This is a genomic window from Actinoplanes sp. NPDC051475, from assembly GCF_040689425.1.
Taxonomy (GTDB): Bacteria; Actinomycetota; Actinomycetes; order Mycobacteriales; family Micromonosporaceae; genus Actinoplanes.
In genome coordinates this window covers 1-18,270 of sequence record NZ_JBFAZZ010000014.1, presented here as the reverse complement: position 1 = coordinate 18,270, position 18,270 = coordinate 1, and the positions used below count along the sequence as shown (strand labels likewise).

Below are 18,270 nucleotides of genomic sequence, written 5' to 3'. Positions count from 1 at the left end.
CTGCGTACCTCTTCAGCCGAGCCGACTCATCACGTGTTTGATGCGGGTGTATTCCTCCAGGCCGTAGCCGGACAGGTCCTTGCCGTACCCGGAGTGGCCGAACCCGCCGTGCGGCATCTCCGACACGAACGGCAGGTGCGTGTTGATCCAGACGGCGCCGGCGTCGAGCCGGCGCGAGACCCGCAGGGCGCGGCCGTGGTCGCGGGTCCAGACGCTGGCGCTGAGCCCGAAGCGCGAGTCGTTGGCCGCCCGTACGGCCGCGTCCTCGTCGTCGAAGGGCTGCACGGTGATGACCGGCCCGAAGATCTCGTCCTGGATCATCTCGTCACGCTGGTGCAGGCCGGCCACGACGGTGGGCTCGACGAAGTAGCCGCGCTCGCCGATGCGCCGGCCGCCGGTGACGATCTCGGCGTGCCCCGGCGCCCGGCCCAGAAAACCGAGGACCCGGCCGAGCTGATCCGCGTTGTTGAGCGGCCCGTAGTACGCCGCTGGGTCGTCCGGGCCCCCCACGGCGGTGTTCTTCGCGGTGGCGGCGAGTGCGGCGGTGAAGTCGGCGGCGACGCGGGTGTGCACCAGCACCCGGGCCGCGGCGGTGCAGTCCTGCCCGGCGTTGAAGTAGCCGGCCCCGGCGACCGCCTCGGCCACCGCGGCGACGTCGACGTCGTCGAAGACCACGACCGGCGCCTTGCCGCCGAGCTCGAGATGCACCTTCTTGAGGTCGGCGGCCGCGGCGGCGGCGACCTCCATGCCCGCCCGGGTGGAGCCGGTGATCGACACGAGCCGCGGCGCCGGGTGGGTCACCAGGGCGCGGCCGGTGTCCCGGTCGCCGCAGACGACGTTGAGGACGCCGGGCGGCAGGAACTCCGCGGCGATCTCGGCGAGCAGCAGGGTGGTGACCGGGGTGGTGTCCGACGGTTTGAGCACCACGGCGTTGCCGGCGGCGATCGCCGGCGCGAACTTCCACACCGCCATGACCATGGGGTAGTTCCAGGGCGTCACCTGCGCACAGACGCCGACCGGCTCACGCCGCACGTACGAGGTGTGGTCGCGCAGGTATTCGCCCGCGGCGCGGCCCTCGAGCATGCGGGCCGCGCCGGCGAAGAAGCGCAGCTCGTCGAGGAGGGGGCCCATCTCCTCCTGCCGGGTGGACGCGACCGGCTTACCGGTGTTCCGGCACTCGGCCGCGATGATCTCGTCGGCGCGGGCCTCCACAGCGCCGGCGATCCGCAGCAGCGCCCGCTGCCGCTCGGCCGGGGTGGTGTCCCGCCAGGTCTCGAAGCCGGTGACCGCCGCCGCCATCGCGTCCGCCACGTCCGCCGCGGAGGAGACGGGGGCGGCCGCGTACGCTTCGCCGGTGCACGGGTCGACGACGGGTGACGTCCGCCCGTCGGCCGGGTCGGCGTACGACCCGCCGACGAAGTTCCGCAGGACGGGCAGCGGGGCACTCACGTATCCGGACCTCCCCAGGTCGACGTGGCGAGACCTTGACACATGCGAGACCGCCAGGACAAGGGAATCCGAAGTATTTTTCGTGCACGAAACGGATTCAGATGCTTTCCGGCCCTCCGGCGACGTAATCCGATGCCCGGTGCCGCCTCGGAGAGGGAATCGCCGGACCGCCGCCCGGCCCGAGCGCCGGGCCGGCGACCCGGGCCCCGGGGAAACGCCGAAAGACCGGGGCCGGCGAGGTCACTAACGCTCCGATTTCGGCTCCGTCGGCCGATCGGGAGACTCGTGAGCATCAGGTCGCCGAAAGCCGTCGCGGAGCCTCCGGGCGTCGCCGCGCGGCTGGCGGCCGAGCTCAACGACCTCGAGAACCATCAGGGTCACGACGTCGACGCCATCCTGGTGCGGGCCGCGGAGGTCGCCTGGACGGCGGAGGCCCTCGGCGACTCGTTCCTGCTGCGCCGCGCCCAGCTCGTGCAGGCCGACATGCGCCAGCGCAACGGCAGCGTCGGCGAGGCCGCCCGGATCTTCCTGGCGATCCAGACCTGGGCACAGCAGCACGACAGCCCGCCACTGCTCGCCCGCAGCCACTTCCACCTCACCCTCACCTATCACTACCTCGGTGACCACGCCGCAAGCCTCGAGCACGCGCTCGCGTCGGTAGAGCTGCTCGAGGACACCGCCCCGGCCGGGCTGCGGATCATCTACCTCATCCGGCTGGCGAACTCCCTCGCCGAGTCCGGCTCGGTCGGCGCGGCGCGCGAACGGTACGCCCAGGCGGAACGGATCGCGACCCACACGGGCGACCTCACCCGCCGGATGCTCGTGCTCAACAACCTCGCGTACACCGAGATCGAGGCGGGCCGGACCAGCGTCGCCCAGGCCATCACCGAGCGCATGCACGCGACGGCCCGCGCCCTGGGTCGCGACTTCCTTGTCAGCGAGCGGGACACCATCGCCAACGTGCGGATCAGCGCGGGCGATTTCGCCGGCGCCGAGGAGATCCTGGCCGCCGGCGTGCACGACACCCCGCGCTGGTTCGAGGCCCACGACGTGGCCGAGGCCCGGCTGACGCTCGCCACCGCGCAGCGCCGGCTGGGCGCGCTGGAGCGCGCGCAGTCCAGCCTCGACCGCTGCCGCGCCCGCTGCCGGGGCGTCAGCCTGGGTTCGGTCCGGGTCCGGGCCATGGCCGAGCAGGCCGAGCTCTTTGCGGCGGCCGGCAAGTACGCCGCCGCGTTCGAGGAGTACAAGCGGTTCCACGCGGCCGCCGAGGAGCTGCGGTCGCAGCAGCAGGAGGCGCGGGCGCGCACCCGGCAGGCGCTGTTCGAGACCGCCGAAGCGCGGCGTGAGGCGGAGCGCTACCGGGAGCAGGCCCGCAGGGACCCGCTCACCGGCCTGTACAACCGGCGGTTCATCGACGAGCGGCTGCCGCAGCTCATCACGGCCGCCGTCGCGGGCGGCACGCCGCTGACCGTCGCCCTCGTCGACCTCGACCACTTCAAGCGCATCAACGACACCCTCTCGCACGACGTCGGCGACCGGGTGCTGGTCGCCGTGGCCGACCTGCTCGCCGGCGCGCTGGACGACCGGGATTCCGAGAGCTTCGCCGCCCGCATGGGTGGCGAGGAGTTCCTCATGGTGGTCTCCAACCTCGGCGACGCCGACGCCGACGCATGGCTCGATCGCCTGCGCCTCTCCATCCGCGAGTACCCCTGGTCGCCGGTCACCGGGGAGCTGCCGGTGACGGTGAGCATCGGCGCGGTGGCCGGTATCCCGGCACCGGGCGAGGAACAGGCGGCACTGCTCGCGGAGGCCGACCGCCACCTGTACTCGGCCAAGCGCACCGGTCGCGACCGCGTCGTCCGCTGAGACCGTGAGCTACAGCGAGAACCAGTAGCGCCGCAGGGGGCCGGAGCCGGTCTCCTCGATCCGTTCGAAGACGCCCCCGCACCGCTCGATCGTGCGCACCGAGGCGGCGTTGCCGACCGCACAGACGGCCAGTAGCCGGTTCATGCCGAGCTCGCGTGCCTCGCCGAGGATGCTGCCGAGAGCCCACGCGCCGAGCCCACCCCGCCGCGCGGACGGCCGGATGCCGTAGCCGATGTGTCCCGCCCACCGCACGTAGGCGTCGTCCCCGTCGCGCAACGCGATGCCGCCGAGCACCCGTTCGTCCTCGACGATCCACCGGTACGTGCACCGGTGCCGGCCGGCGTCGATCGTGCACGCCGGGTCGGACTGGCCGGCCAGCCGTGCCACCCAGGCGGCGAAGCCGGCCGGCGAGTCCACCTCGTCCGAGGCGCTCAACCCGAAGCCGTCCTCGTGCAGGCCCGGACCCCACTCCGCATGGGCCTCGAGCCAGGCGTCGTGCAGGCGGACGGTGGGCGCGATCAGTCGAGGCACGCCCAAGACCCTACCGACGCGCGAAGGCCGCGCCATCAGGCGCGGCCTTCGTCGGTCGTCCGTACGGGTCACTTCATCCAGGCGCCGTCGGCACCGTGCTGCCAGGACACGCCGGACCAGGAGCGGTTGGACCACGGGACGCCGTCCACCAGGGTGTTCGACCACCCCCGGCTGGTCCAGGTGGCGCCGTCCCAGTCGATGTCGGACCACGACCGGCCCGCCCAGTTCTTCCCGGACCACGACCGCGCGGCCCAGTTCGCCTGGCCGTACTGGGCGCCCGCCCAGCCCGTACCGGTCATCGGCCGGCCCATCCACTCGCCGCCCTGCCAGGCGCGCTGCGCCGTGCTCGCCCCCGCCCAGGTGGCCGACCGCAGCGGGCCGAAGATGTCCCGCTCGCCGACCAGCGGCACGCCGTCCAGCGTGACGATCGAGGTGCCCCGGGCCTCCTGGATGCTGCCCGTGCCGGTCGACTGGGGGCCGACCAGTCGGCAGAGGGTGGGGAGCTTGGTCGTCGCGCGGTCCAGGTCGATCATCCGGCCGCCGGAGGTGGCGCCCCCGACGTACGGGCCCGACTCGCGCAGCGAGCACTTCAGTGAGTCCGGCGTCAGCCACGGGTACCGCTGCAGCAGCACCGCCGCGGCACCGGTCGCGACCGCCGTGGCCTGCGAGGTTCCGCTGCCGACGAAGTAGCGGTCACCGACCCGGGCGGACGGGTACCCGGCGTCGGCCATCGACCCCGGCACCCGCAGCGACACGATCGAGCGGCCCGGCGTGAACAGGTCCGGCACCCGCGGCGCCGCCCCGACGCTGGTGAACGACGCCACCTGGTCGTCGGCGTACGCCGTGGTCCCGCGCATGTCGGTGGCGCCGACCGTGATCACGTACGGGTCGAAGGCCGGGTTGGTGATGGCGCCGCCGGTGTTGCCGGACGACACCACGACCGCGATGCCGGCCCGGTACGCGTTCTGCACCGCGTGCGACAGCGGGTTCTTCGTCCAGCTGGTCACGCCGTCGGTGCCGTACGAGAGGTTGAGCACGCGGATCGGGTTGCGGGGGTCGTCGTTGCGGTGCTCGACCACCCAGTCGACGGCGGCCATCACCTGGGTCACGTCGACCGCGCCGGTGGCTGCGCCGACCTTGAGCGAGAGCAGCTTGGCGTCGGGCGCCATGCCCTTGAAGCCGGAGCGGGCGCTGTCCCGGCCGGCGATGATGCCCGCCATGTGGGTGCCGTGGCCGTACGTGTCGCGCCAGCGCAGGTTCGCCACCTGGCTCTCGAACGACAGGTCCGGCCCGTTCGACACGTTGCCGGAGGTGAGGCCCTCCACGGGCGCCACGCCGGTGTCGATCAGGGCGATGCCGATGCCCTTGCCGGTGTAGCCACGCTCCGCCGCGACGTCCGCGCGGGTGATGCGGCGGACGTCGGTGAGGCTGGCCCCCGCGGCGTTGAAGCTGTAGTCGGCGGACGCGGCCTGCGCCGGCGCCGTCCCCGTCAGGGTGGTCGCGACCGTGGCCGCGGCGGTAACCGCTACCGCCGCCACGTACCGTCGCGCTCGTGCTCGTTGGGCCGTCATGGACCTGGTGATCGGCCGGGTCCGGGGGCACCTGAGGACTTCCGCCGTTGCTTTCCCGGCGCGATCGGGTCAGATCAGCACCACGCGGGGCGGCGTGAAGCCGTTGAACCGGGACGCGTAGACGCTGGTGTACGCGCCCGCCGAGCCGATCAGCAGCTCGTCGCCCTCGCGCAGGTCCGCCGAGAGCAGGACGTCGCGCGCGAACGTGTCCTGGCTGTCACAGGTGGGCCCGGTCAGGTGGTAGCAGCGGCGCAGCCGGGTGCCCCGGGCGTCGTGGATCGGGTAGTGCAGCTGGCCGCCGGACTCGAGGACCTCCATCAGCCCGTGGAAGACCCCGAGGTCGGTGTGCGCCCACCAGCCGGAGGGGCGTTCCGCGACGCCGATCACCCGGCAGCGGAACGTCCCGGCCTCGGCGACCAGGCACCGGCCGGGCTCGGCGAACACCTCCACCGGGTACGGGAGCCGGGCGAGGCCCGCGGCGGCCGCCTGCCCGAAGTCGGCCAGCGCGGGCACGGGCTCGTCGTAGGCGGCGGGGAAGCCGCCGCCGATGTCGACCATCTCGAGCCGGACGCCCGCGCGCGACAGCCGGTCCATCGCGTGCGCCACGTCGCGCAGCGGTTGCAGCAGGGCGGCGGGCCGCAGCGACTGCGACCCCATGTGAAAGGTGATCCCGTACGGGACGAGCCCGAGCTCGCGCGCCTCCAGCAGCAGTCGTACGGCACCGGTGACGTCCACGCCGAACTTGCCCTCGCTGGGTACGACGCTGTCGTCGCCGAAGGTGGCCAGGCGCGCGTACACGCGGCTGCCCGGGGCCTCCTCGGCGACCCGGTGCAGCTCCTCGGCGGAGTCCACGCTGAACCGGTGGACGCCGGCGGCCGCCGCCCGCGCGGTCTGCTCCCGGGCCCGGACCGGGTTGCTGAAGATCAGGTCGCCGGCTCGTACGCCGGTGGCGGCCAGCGTCTCCATCTCCTGCACGGACGCGATCTCGAAGTCGCAGCCCGCCTCGTGCAGCGTGCGCAGGACGCCGGGGTGGGTGTTGCACTTGGTGGCGTAGAACGGCCGTACGCCGGGGAACGCGGCCCGGAACGCGGCGAGGGCGGCGACGATGCGGTCCGCCCGCATCTCGAGCACCGGCCCGTGACGGGTGCGGGTGATCGGTGCGACTGTGACGAGGCGAGGGGATGACTGGCGCAACGGGAAGCCCCTTACGCTAAGTAGTCTCATCAATGCGGAGGGTGCACTACTCAGTATGCACCGGTACTGCGGAAAGGTCGACGACCGGCGGCGATGGAGATCAATGCGTCCACAAAGGCCGTATGAGCTGCGGTGATGCAATTCGGGGCGCCCCGCGGGGCGCCCCGAATGCTGCGTGAGGAGCCCCTGACGTGGGCTCTTTCACCATCTTGAATTAGATCTTGCGCCTCCGGGAAGTTGACTTTGAGTATCCACTTCCCATCTGTGAGTACAGATCGGTAATCTCTCTCAGCGGTTGATATCGAACTCGCCGTCCTGCACCGAGTTCAGAAACTCGGTCCAGTTCGCCGGGTCGAAGACGAGAGCGGGACCGGAAGGGTTCTTGCTGTCGCGTACGGCAACGGCTGTGTCGAGGACTGCGACCTCGACACAGTTGTTGCCGCCGTTTCCGTTGCTGCGACTGCTCTTTTTCCAAACGGCAGCGTTGAGATGGTGCGCTGGCATGCCCATGCACCCCCCTTCGATATGCGATTGTGCGTGCACGTCCCCTACGCGCGCGGGAGACTCTCGATCATCTTGAGGCTCAGGCGGGGGACCAATGCCCTTGCGCTCAACCGCTCGAACTCCGCACGGTAGCGCGCGACCTCTGAATGTTGCTCTTCGTAGAGGTCGCCCGCAAGACCCTCTAGGTAAACTACATCCAAATGAGTGGTCTCGCGGAACTCCAAAAGCGCTGCTGAACCCCCGAGGAACGGATGTTCGCCGGCATCGAACGGCAAGATCTGCAGCGTCACGTTCGGTAATTTAGCGATGTCGATGAGATGACGGAGCTGTTCGTCCATGACGTCGGGGCCGCCTACGGAGCGTCGGACGACCGACTCGTCGATGATCGCGAGGAGCTCCAGCGGGTTCGTTCCGGTGAGCCGGTCCTGCCGCTTGAGCCGCAGGGCGACCCGCCGGTCGATGTGCTGCGGCGAGTCGGTGGCCCGGCCGGTGCGCATGAGCGCGCGGATGTAGGCCTCGGTCTGCAGCAGGCCCGGCACGATGATCGGCTCCCACGCGCGCAGGGACGCCGCCTCCGCCTCGAGGCCCACGAAGTTGCCCGGCCGCATGATGTCCCGGTAGTCGGTCCACCAGGTCTTCTGGCGCGACGAGCGGGCCAGCTCCATCAGGGCCTCGCGGTACTGCTCGTCCTCGACGCCGTAGAGGCTGAGCAGATCGCGGACGTCGCGCGGAGTGACCGCGACCCGGGCCGTCTCGATCCGGGTGACCTTGGCGGCATGCCATTCGAAATGCCGCGAGACATTCTCCTGGGTCAATCCGGCGCGCTCGCGGCAGCGTTTGAGTTCGGTGCCCAGACGGCGGCGGCGCAGCGTGGGACCTTCGTCTGTGGACACCCTGACTCCCTCGATCTTGCGGTGTCGGAACCGCCGGTCGATGCCGGCCCGATCCATCGTAGACAGCATCACAGAAGTCCCGAGTCTAGTACTTCTTGCATTGACCTCGGAGCGAGGTACATGATGCGACGGACAGCGAGTTATTGCCTCGTATACGGGTAGTTGCCCGCGGGCTTTCCGGGTCGATGTCTAAGGAGTCGCGTCGTGCTGGCTGACCAGTTCTTCCTGATCGCGCACGAGGACCGGACGGGGCGGTCACGTCTGCACCCCCGGGCCACCGGCCTGGGCCTGGCCGCCGCCCTCCTGGGCGAGCTCATGCTCGAGGGGCGGCTCCGGATATTCGACGGTGACCTCTACATCGAGAGCCGTCAGCCGCCGCGGGACTCGCTCTCGCATTCCGTGCTGGAATTGCTCATCGCCCAGCCGCAGCATCGCGAGGTACGCACGTGGCTCGCGTATCTGTCGCAGGACGCCGCCGACCGTGTGGGGGAGCGGCTGCTGCGCCTGGGCGCGGTGGAGTCGGTGACCCGCCGCCGGATGCTGAGCACCCAGACCTTCTACATGCCCAACAACGAGGCGCAGCGCAACGCGGCCGCCTGGGCACCCATGCGGCTCGCGAACATCATGGTCCGCGGCCTCGAGATGTCCACCAGCGACCGGCTGCTCGCCGGGCTGGTCGTGGCGACCGGTCTGACCCGGCACGTCCTGTGGGACTTCGAGGTGCACCGGCACGCCCTGACGCAGCTTCCCACCGCCATCGGGACGCTGCCCGAGGACTTCCGGCAGTTGATCGAGCACACCGAGGCGTCCGTGGGCTCGGTGCTCGCCGTCGGCCGGCGGTGAGTGCCGTCGGCCGACACCACCGCCGGCGGGACAACATCGATCAATGGGCTGGGAGGCTCTTGATGGCGAGCAAGGACGTGTCCGAACCCGATATCGTGTCCACCGCACTGGCGCGGAATCGGCTCGGCGTCCCGTCGGTGGTCTTCTTCGGCGTCGCCGGCGCGGCCCCGCTCACCGTCGTCATCGGCGCCATCACGACGATCTACGCGGTGGTCGGCAACACCGCGGTGCCTGTCGTCTACCTGGTCGTGGCGGGCATCCTGTCGATCTTCACCGTCGGCTTCGTCGCCATGAGCCGGCACATCGTCAACAGCGGGGCGTTCTACTCGTACATCAGTCACGGGCTCGGGCGGATCCCCGGCGTCGGCGCGGCGTTCGTGGCGCTGCCGGCGTACGCGATGATGCAGACCGGGCTCTTCGGCCTCTTCGGCGTGGTCGCCTCGGGGGTGCTGGACGGGCTCGGTTTCCAGGTCGGCTGGTTCGAGTGCGCGCTCACCGCCTGGGCCTTCGTCGCCGTGCTCGGGATGCTCTGGGTCGACCTCAGCGGCAAGGTGCTCGCCGTGCTGCTGGTTGCCGAGATCGTCATCGTGCTCGTGTACGACCTCGTGATGGTCGCCAACCCCGCGGACGGCTCGGTCTCGTTCGCCACGTTGTCGCCGGCCCGGGTCTTCACGCCCGAGGTCGCGGCCATGATGGTGCTCGCGATCGCCGGCTTCGTCGGCTTCGAGGCGACCGTGGTGCTCTCCGAGGAGGCGAAGGACCCGAAGAAGACGATCGCGCGGGCCACCCACTGGGCCGTCATCCTCGCCGGTCTGCTGTGCGGGCTGTCGGCGTGGGCGATGTCGGTGGGCGCCGGCCCCGGCAACATCGTGGCGGCGGCGAAGGCCGAGCAGACCGACCTGGTCTTCACCCTGGTCGGCCCGCACGTGCCGGAAGCGCTCATCAACCTCGGCTACGTGCTGTTCATGACCAGCATCTTCGCGGCGCTGCTGGCGTTCCACGCCGCGGTGGCGCGGTACCAGTTCGCGCTGGGACGCGAGGGTGTGCTCCCGCGGGCCTGGGGTTACACCCATCCCCGCACGGGCGCGCCGATGGTGGGCTCGCTGACCCAGAGCCTGCTCGCGATCGGCGTGCTGGTCGTCTACCGGATCACCGGTGCCGACCCGCTGGTCTACCTGTTCGCGTGGCTGACCGTGGTCGGCGGCCTGGGCGTGCTGATTCTCATGTGGAGCGCCTCCGCCGCCGTGATCGCGTTCTTCGTCCGTCATCCGCACCAGGAGAACGTCTGGCGCGCGAAGGTCGCGCCGATCATCGCCTTCGTGCTGCTCAGCATCATCCTCGCGGCGACGGTCTACGGCCTCGGCGACCTGCTGCAGGTGGAGCCGGGCTCGATGTTCCACTGGCTCTTCCCGACCGGTTACGCGGTCTTCGCCGTCGTCGGCTTCATCTGGGCGGTCGTCATGCGCGCGGCGCGGCCCGAGGTGTACGCGGCGATCGGCCGCGGCGCGGACGGGGGCTTCGTCGCGGACGCCCCGCGGCTCAAGGGCTCCCACACCGAGCCGATCAGCGCCCGGGCGATTCTCGCGGCCGCGCGCGAGACCCCGGGCGGCAACGACATGTCCTCGGCGGCCGACCCGCCGACCCTGCGAGACCTGCGGGAACCTCCGCCCGGACCACCGTCCTGGGAGAGCCCGCCACCCGAGCCGACCCGATGGCCCTGACACAGCCGCACCGGGTAACGCGCCGGACCGCCCGCCGAGACCGAGGAAGGAGGACCCGTACCGACCGCGATCCGTCAGCCCCCCAAGAGCGCGGATCCGCACCGGACGGCGGGCGGTGGCGGCGCCTTCAGGCGGCCTGCGGGAACTGGTAGATCCAGAACTGTTGGGCGTCCATCATCTCGGCCTCGCAGTTGCCGGAGAAACGCTGGAGCATCAGCCTGATGACCCGGCCCATCTTGCGCCGATCGTCGTTGTGCTGGCAGAAGTCGAGCCCGATGATGCCGTTCTGCGCCGCCGCGAACAGGTACATCGCCTCGACCAGGTCGGAGAACGACGAGATGGCGCGCCCGGACGGCAACACGGCGACGAATCCGCAATACCAGATCTTGTGCTGGGCGTAGAGCTCCGGCCAGCGCCGCTCGAAATACTGCGGTGAGATCAAAGGCATGGCGTCCAGATCATTGGTGTACGTGGACAGGCCGCACAACGTGCCCGTGTCGTCGAGGCTCAGGTACTTCTGCACCCGGCCGTCCCGCATCACGTCCTCGAACTCGTGGCGGAACATGAGATGACGTTGCACCGCGAGCGCGTTCAGGTCGCGGAAGGACTCCTCGTACATCTTCCACGCGGTTTCGATGAGCTCGTCGTCGTTGATCTGCTCGACAACCTTGATGACCATGCGATCCTCCCCGAGGTGCTGATGGTCGAGGCCACCCGATGTTCTGGCACTCAAGCCGATCGATGGGCTTTTCCGACCTCAGCGTACGGAGCGTGTTTGGCAGATTACAAGGCGTGATTTATGCCAAGGTCAACGTGTCCTGAAATGACAATTTTCCCTGCTCGTCCCGGCGGGGGAACCGTAGTTCCCGCAGGTAAGGGCCCGGCAAGCGATCGAGTGCCCGGTACGCCGTCGCCGGGGCGCCACCTGCCGGAAGATTGTTCACGACACCGAGTTCAGGACTCGTGACCGATTCGGATCAGCCCTGTCGATCTCGTCCGGGGGACGGCAGGCAGGGATCGGGCGCCCATGCATCGACGGCGGGCGATAGGGTGTGGCCCGAGATCCGAGCGCCGGAGGTCTGTCGACGATGCCATCCGTCCGGGGCGGGGTGCGGCTGCTGGCCGCCGCCTGTGCCGCCCTCACCCTGTTCACTCCGGCGGCTGCGACCGCCGGACCTGCCACACCGGTCGCGGGAGCCCGCGGCACCGAGCCCGTGTACGACTACACCCAGGCCGTCCGCGAACAGGTCTGGGTGCAGGCGCCGGTCGACAGCGACGCGGACGGCCGGCCCGACCGGGTGGCGGTACGCATCATCCGGCCCCGGACCCCGGACGGCCGCAAGGTGCCGGTGATCTTCCAGCCCAGTCCGTACTACGCGGGGCTCAACGACGTACCGAATCATGACGACATCGACCGCGACGGCGCCGCCGCCCGGCGCAGCGCGTCTCCCCGCACCGACCGTGCCGCCGAGACCATCGTCTTCTCGGGCTACCTCGACAACTACTTCGTGCCCCGCGGATACGCGGTCGTCTTCGCCGACAGCCTCGGCACCGGCGGGTCGACCGGCTGCCCCACGTCGGGCGGGCGCAACGAGACGCTCGGCATGAAGGCGGTCGTCGACTGGCTCAACGGCCGCGCCCGGGCCGTCGACGCGGCCGGCGCCCCCGTCCGCGCCTCGTGGTCCACCGGCCGCACCGGCATGATCGGCGTCTCGTACAACGCCACCCTGCCCAACGCCGTGGCCGCTACCGGCGTGCGCGGCCTCGAGACCATCGTGCCGATCGCCGGCATCTCCAGCTGGTACGACTACTACCGAGCCAACGGCGGGGTGGTCGCGCCCGGCGGCTTCCAGGGCGAGGACACGGACGTCCTGGCCAAGGCGGTGCTCACCCGCGAGAACCCCGAGGTCTGCGCGGACGTGATGGCCCGGCTCGAGCGCGATCAGGACCGGGAGACCGGCGACTACAGCGCCTACTGGGCCGAGCGGGACTATGTACGCGACGCCGGCAAGGTCCGCGCGAGCGTGCTGCTGGTGCACGGCCTGCACGACGACAACGTACGGACCCGGCAGGCGGGGCAGTGGTGGGACGCGCTGGCCCGCCGCGGCGTGCCGCGCAAGATCTGGCTGCATCAGGCCGGGCACACCGACCCCTTCAACGTCCGGCGCGACGCCTGGCTGGACACCCTGCACCGCTGGTTCGACCAGTGGCTCTACCGCATCGACACCGGGATCATGCGGGAGCCGATGGCCGACGTCGAGGTGGCGCCCGGCCAGTGGCGTACCGCCGCGACCTGGCCCGTGCCCGGCGCCCGGCGCACCGCGCTGGCCCTCGGCGGACCCGCCGCCGACGGCCGCCCCGGCACCCTGAAGCCGTGGCCGGCCCGGCCCGGCGCGCGGCAGAGCTTCGTGGACGACCCGTCGCGCACGGCCGAGGACCTCGTCGCCGGCGAGCTGGGCGCCGACCCGAACCGGCTGGCCTACCTGTCCGCGCCGCTCGGGAAGGAGGCCCGGCTGTCCGGCACGCCGGAGATCGCCGTCCGCGCCGGCCTCGACGGCAAGTCGCCGTACCTGACCGCTCTGCTGGTCGACTACGGCACCGCCGACCGGTACTCGGGGATGCGCACGGTGCCGGGCCAGGACTGCATCGGCCCCGGCATCCCCGAGGACCCGGGCTGTTTCAGCCGGCGCGAGCACACGACGCAGTCCACGCCGCTGGAGATCGTCAGCCGGGGCTGGCTCGACGCCCGCAACCGGATCTCGCCCTCGCGGACCACGCCGATCGAGGCCGGCAGGACGTACACGTTCCGCTGGAACCTGCAGACCGAGGACCACGTGTTCGCCGCCGGGCACCGGATCGGGCTGGTGCTGATCTCGACCGACCGCGACCACACGCTGCGCTACCCGGCCGGCACCGAGGTCGGCGTCCGCCTGGGCGTCTCCAAGGTGGTGCTGCCCCTTCTCGACTTTTCCCCTGAGGAACAAAAGTTCGACATGGGATAGAGAAAGTTCTGGTGCGGCCGTCGACGGTGGACCAAGATATTCACATCCGTGAATAGGACTGGTCCACCCTCGAAGGAGCAACATGGTCCGATTGCTCGCCCTCTCCCTGCTCGCCGCGTGCGCGGCCGCCGCCGCCCACCCGGCCGCCGCGCACGCCGACGACCTGCCGCCGCAGGAGCCCGGCGTCACCCTGCGCACGTACGACACCCGCGTCCCGCTCAGCGAGATCTGCACGCTGAAGCCGGGCCAGACGCCCAACGTCGACAAGCTGCTGCCGGCCGTCGACCTGCGGACCGCCGCCGACTTCGGCCTCGAGGACAACTTCGTCGCCCACGTGCTCGGCAACCTCACCGTTCCCGCCGACGGGTCGTACACCTTCCGGCTCACCAGCGACGACGGTTCCCGGCTGACGGTCGACGGCACGGCGGTGGTCGACAACGACGGGCTGCACGGCGTCGAGTCGAAGGACGGAACGGTCGCGCTGACCGCCGGGCACCACTCCGTGTTCATCGAGTACTTCGAGGCCGGCGGCGGGCAGGAGCTGACGTTCTCCTGGCGGCCGCCCGGCGCCGGCGACTTCGCGGTCGTGCCGTCGTCCGTGCTCAGCACCGATGCCGGGGTCGTCCGGGTCACCGCTCCCGGGCAGAAACAGTGCGAGGGCGAGACCGACACCCCGGGCGACGGGCTCCCGCTCGACGCGGTCAACCCCGGCTACACCCTCACGAACCTGCGACCCGAGGGGTTCCAGCCCCAGGTGTCGGCGATGGCCTGGACCGCCGACGGGCGACTGGTCATCACCACGTGGGGAGGCAGCGACACCACCGACGGCGCGGCCTACTTCGTGGACCACGTGACCGGGCAGACCGATCCGAGCCGGGTCACGTACACGAAGATCGCCGGTGGTCTCAAGGAGCCGATGGGCGTCGCCGTCGTCGACGGCCTGATCTACGTCTCGCAGAAGCACGAGCTCACCGAGCTGCGGGACGTCGACGGCGACGACGTCGCCGACCAGCGGCGGACGGTGGCGACGTGGCCGTTCGGCGGCAACTTCCACGAGTTCGCGTTCGGCCTGCTCTACCAGGGCGGCGACTTCTACCTGAACCTGTCCGTCGCCATCGACTACGGCGGGGCGACCACGAACCCGCAGCCGGCCGCGAACCGGGGCACGAGCATCCGGGTCAACCGCCGCACCGGCAAGGTCAGTTACGTCGCCGGAGGCCTGCGGACCCCGAACGGCCTCGGCCGGGGCCCGGACGGCGGCCTGTTCGTCGCGGACAACCAGGGCGGCTGGCTGCCGGCGTCCAAGCTGGTGCAGATCAAGCAGGACCGGTTCTTCAACCACTACACCAACCCGGCCGGCCCGTTCGACGCGAACCCGGTCACCAAGCCGGTGCTGTGGCTGCCGCAGAACGAGATCGCGAACTCGCCCAGCACCCCCGTCCTGCTGAAGCAGGGGCCCTTCAAGGGTCAGATGCTCTTCGGCGACGTCACCTACGGCGGCCTCCAGCGGGCCTACCTGGAGAAGGTTCACGGCGAGTACCAGGGCGCGGTGTTCCGGCACACCCAGGGCCTGGAGTCCGGCGTCAACCGCACGACCATCGGGCCGGACGGGGCGATCTACGTCGGCGGCATCGGCGCCGAAGGAAACTGGGGACAACCCGGCAAGCTCCGGTACGGGCTGCAGAAGCTCACCCCCAACGGCACCACCGCGTTCGACATGCAGTCGGTGAGCGCCACCCGCACGGGCTTCGTGGTCGAGTACACGAAGCCGCTGTCCGACGAGACGATCGGGAACCTCGCCGCCGCCTACCAGGTCGAGCAGTGGCGGTACGCGCCGACTCCGGCGTACGGCGGTCCCAAGGTGGACGAGCAGAAACTGACGGTGACCGCCGCAAAGGTCTCCGCCGACCGGCGCAAGGTCACCCTGACGATCGACGGCCTCCAGCGGGACCGGGTCGTCCACCTGCGCTCACCGCGGCCGTTCAGCGCGGCGAACGGCGAACAGCTGTGGAGCACCGAGGCGTGGTACACGCTCAACGCCGTTCCCGGCCCGCAGCCCGACCAGGTGTTCTACGAGGCCGAGGAGGGCCGCCGCCAGGGCGGAGCGGGGCTGAACACCGACCACCGGGGCTACTCGGGCATCGGCTTCGTCGACAAGTTCGGCACCCTCAACGCCTCCACCACCCTGCACGCCGACGTCAGCCGGGCGGGGGAGTACGAGGTCGGGCTGCGCTACTCGAACGGCCCCGACCCCTTCCAGGGCGACAAGACCATCAGCGTGTACGTCAACGGCCGCAAGATCCGCCAGACGGTGCTGCCCACCACGGTCACGTGGGACGACTGGGCCACCAAGACGGAGCGGGTGACCCTGCGCCGGGGTGACAACACGATCGAGTACAGGGTCGACGTGGCCGACACCGGGAACGTCAACCTCGACCTGATCACCGTCCGCCGGCCGGGGGAGCGCATCACCCTCTTCGACGGCACGAACCTGACCGAGTGGCAGCACACCGACGGGCGCACGGCGAGCTGGCCCCGCGTACCCGGCGGCGCGATGGAGGTGTGCTGCGGCGACCTGCGCACCCGGCAGGCGTTCGGCGACTATCACCTGCACGTCGAGTTCAAGGTGCCGCTGCTGCCCCCGGACGTGACCGGCCAGAACCGGGGCAACAGCGGCGTCTACCAGCAGGAACGCTACGAGGTCCAGATCCTCGACTCGTACGGCGACAGCACGCTCGACACCAACGAGGCCGGCGCCATCTATCTGCAGAAGGCCCCGGACGTGAACGCCGCGACGGCACCGGAGACGTGGCAGACCTACGACATCGACTTCCGGGCGGCCCGCTACGACGCCGCCGGGACGAAGACCGCCGACGCCCGGATCACGGTGGTGTGGAACGGCGTGACGGTCCACGACGACGTCGACATCACCGGGCCGACGGGCGGCAGCATCGCCGAGGGCCCGGCCACCGGATCGATCCGCCTCCAGGACCACGGGAACAAGGTCCAGTATCGCAGCATCTGGATCGAGCCGGAGAACTGAACGAGGGAGCCCGTCAGAGCGTGCCCTGGCGGGCGTCCTTCCACAGATCCACCGACGCCGTACCGGCCTCGAGGATCTTGTCGATGGTGGTGAGCTGCTCCGCGGAGAACGCGAGGTTGTCCAGCGCGGCCACGTTCTGCTCGAGCTGATGCACGCTGCTGGCCCCGATCACCAGCGACGTCACCCGCGGGTCCCGCAGCGCCCAGGCCAGCGCCAGCTGGGCGAGGCTCTGCCCGCGGGCCTGCGCGACGTCGTTGAGGGCGTTGAGCCGCGAGACCATGGACTCGTTGATCGACTCCGGGTCGAGCGACTTGCCCTGGGTGGCCCGCGAGCCCTCCGGGATGCCGTCGAGGTACTTGCCCGTGAGCAGGCCCTGAGCCAGCGCGGTGAAGCCGATGACCCCGGCGCCGACCTCCTCGGCGGCGTCCAGCAGGCCCTCGGTCTCGATCCAGCGGTTCAGCATCGAGTACGACGGCTGGTGGATCAGCAGCGGCGTACCGAGGTCGCGCAGCAGCCCCGCCATCGCGCGGGTGTGCTCGGCGTCGTAGGACGAGATGCCGACGTAGAGCGCCTTGCCCGCACGCACGGCGGCGTCCAGCGCGGCGGCGGTCTCCTCCAGCGGCGTGGCCGGGTCGTAGCGGTGCGAATAGAAGATGTCGACGTAGTCGAGGCCCATCCGGCTCAGCGACTGGTCCAGGCTGGCGAGCACGTACTTGCGCCCGCCGCCGCCCTGCCCGTACGGCCCGGGCCACATGTCCCACCCGGCCTTGGTCGACACCACGATCTCATCGCGGTACGCCCGCAGATCCTCACGCACCAGCCGCCCGAAGGTGATCTCGGCAGCCCCGTACGGCGGCCCGTAGTTGTTCGCCAGGTCGAAATGCGTGACGCCGAGGTCGAAGGCCCGGCAGGCGATGGCCCGCTGCTGCTCGAACGGCTTGTCGTCGCCGAAGTTGTGCCAGAAACCGAGCGACAGCACGGGCAGATCGAGGCCCGAGCGCCCGGTGCGGCGGTACTGCATTCCACCGCTGTAGCGGTCCATCGCGGCGACGTAGGTCAATTCCGGCCCTCCCGCACTGCCGCCTTGACGGTGTTCACGTCCCGTTCGGTGCTGTCGACGGCCGCGGTCGGCGCCGGCGGAACCGCCTGCTCGACCTGTTTCTTGCCCATCAGCGCGGCGACACCCGCCACCGCGAGGACGGCCACCGTGACCACAAGCGCGGCCACCCACGCCGGCCAGACCAGCGCCAGCAGCGCGCCGATGGTCAGCAGGAGCGCGGAGACCCCGTACAGGGCGAGGGCGCCCGCTCCGCCCAGCAGGCCGGCGCCGGTCCCGGCCCGTTTGCCCTTCTCCACCATTTCGGTACGAGCCAGCGCCAGCTCCTCGCGCACGAGGGTGGAGACCTGCTCGCTCATCCGGCTGACCAGGTCCGCGGTCGACGCCTCGGCGGACCCGTCCAGCCGCATCCGTGTATCGGTCATGCCGCTGATCTACCCCGGGCGGGCACGGATATGCGGCCGAACTCCTCAAGTCGCCCGATCGACTGCCGATGTCTGCGCCCACATCCGGGGCGTATGCCGGGCCGCGGCGCCGGATCGGGCACCGGCCCCCGCGGCCCCCGGCCCGCCCCCATCGGCGGGCCGCCCGCCGGC

General features: G+C 70.8%; 14 protein-coding genes. 5 read left to right on the top strand and 9 right to left on the bottom strand.

The genetic code is table 11. The annotated features are described in order from the left end of the window. Positions 1-12: 12 nt before the first annotated feature. Positions 13-1,449: an aminobutyraldehyde dehydrogenase gene (locus AB0368_RS26640; RefSeq protein ID WP_366156698.1), complete on the bottom strand. Its 1,437-nt coding sequence runs from the start codon at positions 1,447-1,449 to the stop codon at positions 13-15. 285 nt (positions 1,450-1,734) lie between these two features. Here AB0368_RS26640 and AB0368_RS26635 point away from each other — a divergent pair, with 285 nt between their 5' ends. Continuing rightward, on the top strand, positions 1,735-3,315 hold the full coding sequence (locus AB0368_RS26635; protein ID WP_366156697.1) for a GGDEF domain-containing protein: 1,581 nt from the start codon (positions 1,735-1,737) through the stop codon (positions 3,313-3,315). A gap of 9 nt (positions 3,316-3,324) precedes the next feature. Here the strand turns inward: AB0368_RS26635 and AB0368_RS26630 are convergent, their stop codons facing one another. From AB0368_RS26630 to AB0368_RS26610, 5 genes are all read right to left on the bottom strand, one after another. After that, a complete protein-coding gene (locus AB0368_RS26630; RefSeq protein ID WP_366156696.1) occupies positions 3,325-3,846 on the bottom strand; it encodes a GNAT family N-acetyltransferase in 522 nt (173 codons plus the stop codon). Positions 3,847-3,914: 68 nt separating this feature from the next. After that, entirely contained in the window at positions 3,915-5,417 is a 1,503-nt protein-coding gene (locus AB0368_RS26625) for a S8 family serine peptidase (RefSeq protein WP_366156695.1), read from the bottom strand. 69 nt (positions 5,418-5,486) lie between these two features. Beyond that, positions 5,487-6,539, bottom strand: a complete 1,053-nt coding sequence (locus tag AB0368_RS26620; protein WP_366156694.1) for a type III PLP-dependent enzyme — start codon at positions 6,537-6,539, stop codon at positions 5,487-5,489. Between the two features lie 360 nt (positions 6,540-6,899). Beyond that, positions 6,900-7,115 (bottom strand): DUF397 domain-containing protein, encoded by a 216-nt coding sequence (locus AB0368_RS26615; protein ID WP_366156926.1) that lies wholly within the window; start codon positions 7,113-7,115, stop codon positions 6,900-6,902. Positions 7,116-7,159: 44 nt separating this feature from the next. Further along, the gene (locus AB0368_RS26610; RefSeq protein WP_366156693.1) at positions 7,160-8,065 is read right to left on the bottom strand and encodes a helix-turn-helix transcriptional regulator; all 906 of its coding nucleotides are present in this window, start codon (positions 8,063-8,065) and stop codon (positions 7,160-7,162) included. Positions 8,066-8,212: 147 nt separating this feature from the next. Between AB0368_RS26610 and AB0368_RS26605 the strand changes: the two genes are divergently transcribed. Continuing rightward, positions 8,213-8,851, top strand: coding sequence for a GPP34 family phosphoprotein (locus tag AB0368_RS26605; RefSeq protein ID WP_366156692.1), 639 nt, complete (start codon positions 8,213-8,215; stop codon positions 8,849-8,851). 62 nt (positions 8,852-8,913) lie between these two features. Further along, positions 8,914-10,572 (top strand): APC family permease, encoded by a 1,659-nt coding sequence (locus AB0368_RS26600; RefSeq protein WP_366156691.1) that lies wholly within the window; start codon positions 8,914-8,916, stop codon positions 10,570-10,572. A gap of 127 nt (positions 10,573-10,699) precedes the next feature. On the opposite strand, the gene AB0368_RS26595 is transcribed toward AB0368_RS26600, so the two are convergent. Further along, a complete protein-coding gene (locus tag AB0368_RS26595; protein ID WP_366156690.1) occupies positions 10,700-11,251 on the bottom strand; it encodes a hypothetical protein in 552 nt (183 codons plus the stop codon). A gap of 409 nt (positions 11,252-11,660) precedes the next feature. On the opposite strand from AB0368_RS26595, the gene AB0368_RS26590 reads away from it, so the two are divergent. Next, a complete protein-coding gene (locus AB0368_RS26590; protein WP_366156689.1) occupies positions 11,661-13,574 on the top strand; it encodes a Xaa-Pro dipeptidyl-peptidase in 1,914 nt (637 codons plus the stop codon). An 82-nt stretch (positions 13,575-13,656) separates the two neighbouring features. Continuing rightward, positions 13,657-16,617: a family 16 glycoside hydrolase gene (locus AB0368_RS26585; RefSeq protein WP_366156688.1), complete on the top strand. Its 2,961-nt coding sequence runs from the start codon at positions 13,657-13,659 to the stop codon at positions 16,615-16,617. 13 nt (positions 16,618-16,630) lie between these two features. On the opposite strand, the gene mgrA is transcribed toward AB0368_RS26585, so the two are convergent. Both mgrA and AB0368_RS26575 read right to left on the bottom strand, forming a co-directional pair. Continuing rightward, the gene (mgrA, locus tag AB0368_RS26580) at positions 16,631-17,677 is read right to left on the bottom strand and encodes an L-glyceraldehyde 3-phosphate reductase (protein WP_366156687.1); all 1,047 of its coding nucleotides are present in this window, start codon (positions 17,675-17,677) and stop codon (positions 16,631-16,633) included. Further along, positions 17,674-18,099: a phage holin family protein gene (locus AB0368_RS26575; RefSeq protein ID WP_366156686.1), complete on the bottom strand. Its 426-nt coding sequence runs from the start codon at positions 18,097-18,099 to the stop codon at positions 17,674-17,676. The genes mgrA and AB0368_RS26575 overlap by 4 nt, the downstream gene beginning before the upstream one ends. Positions 18,100-18,270: the final 171 nt, after the last annotated feature.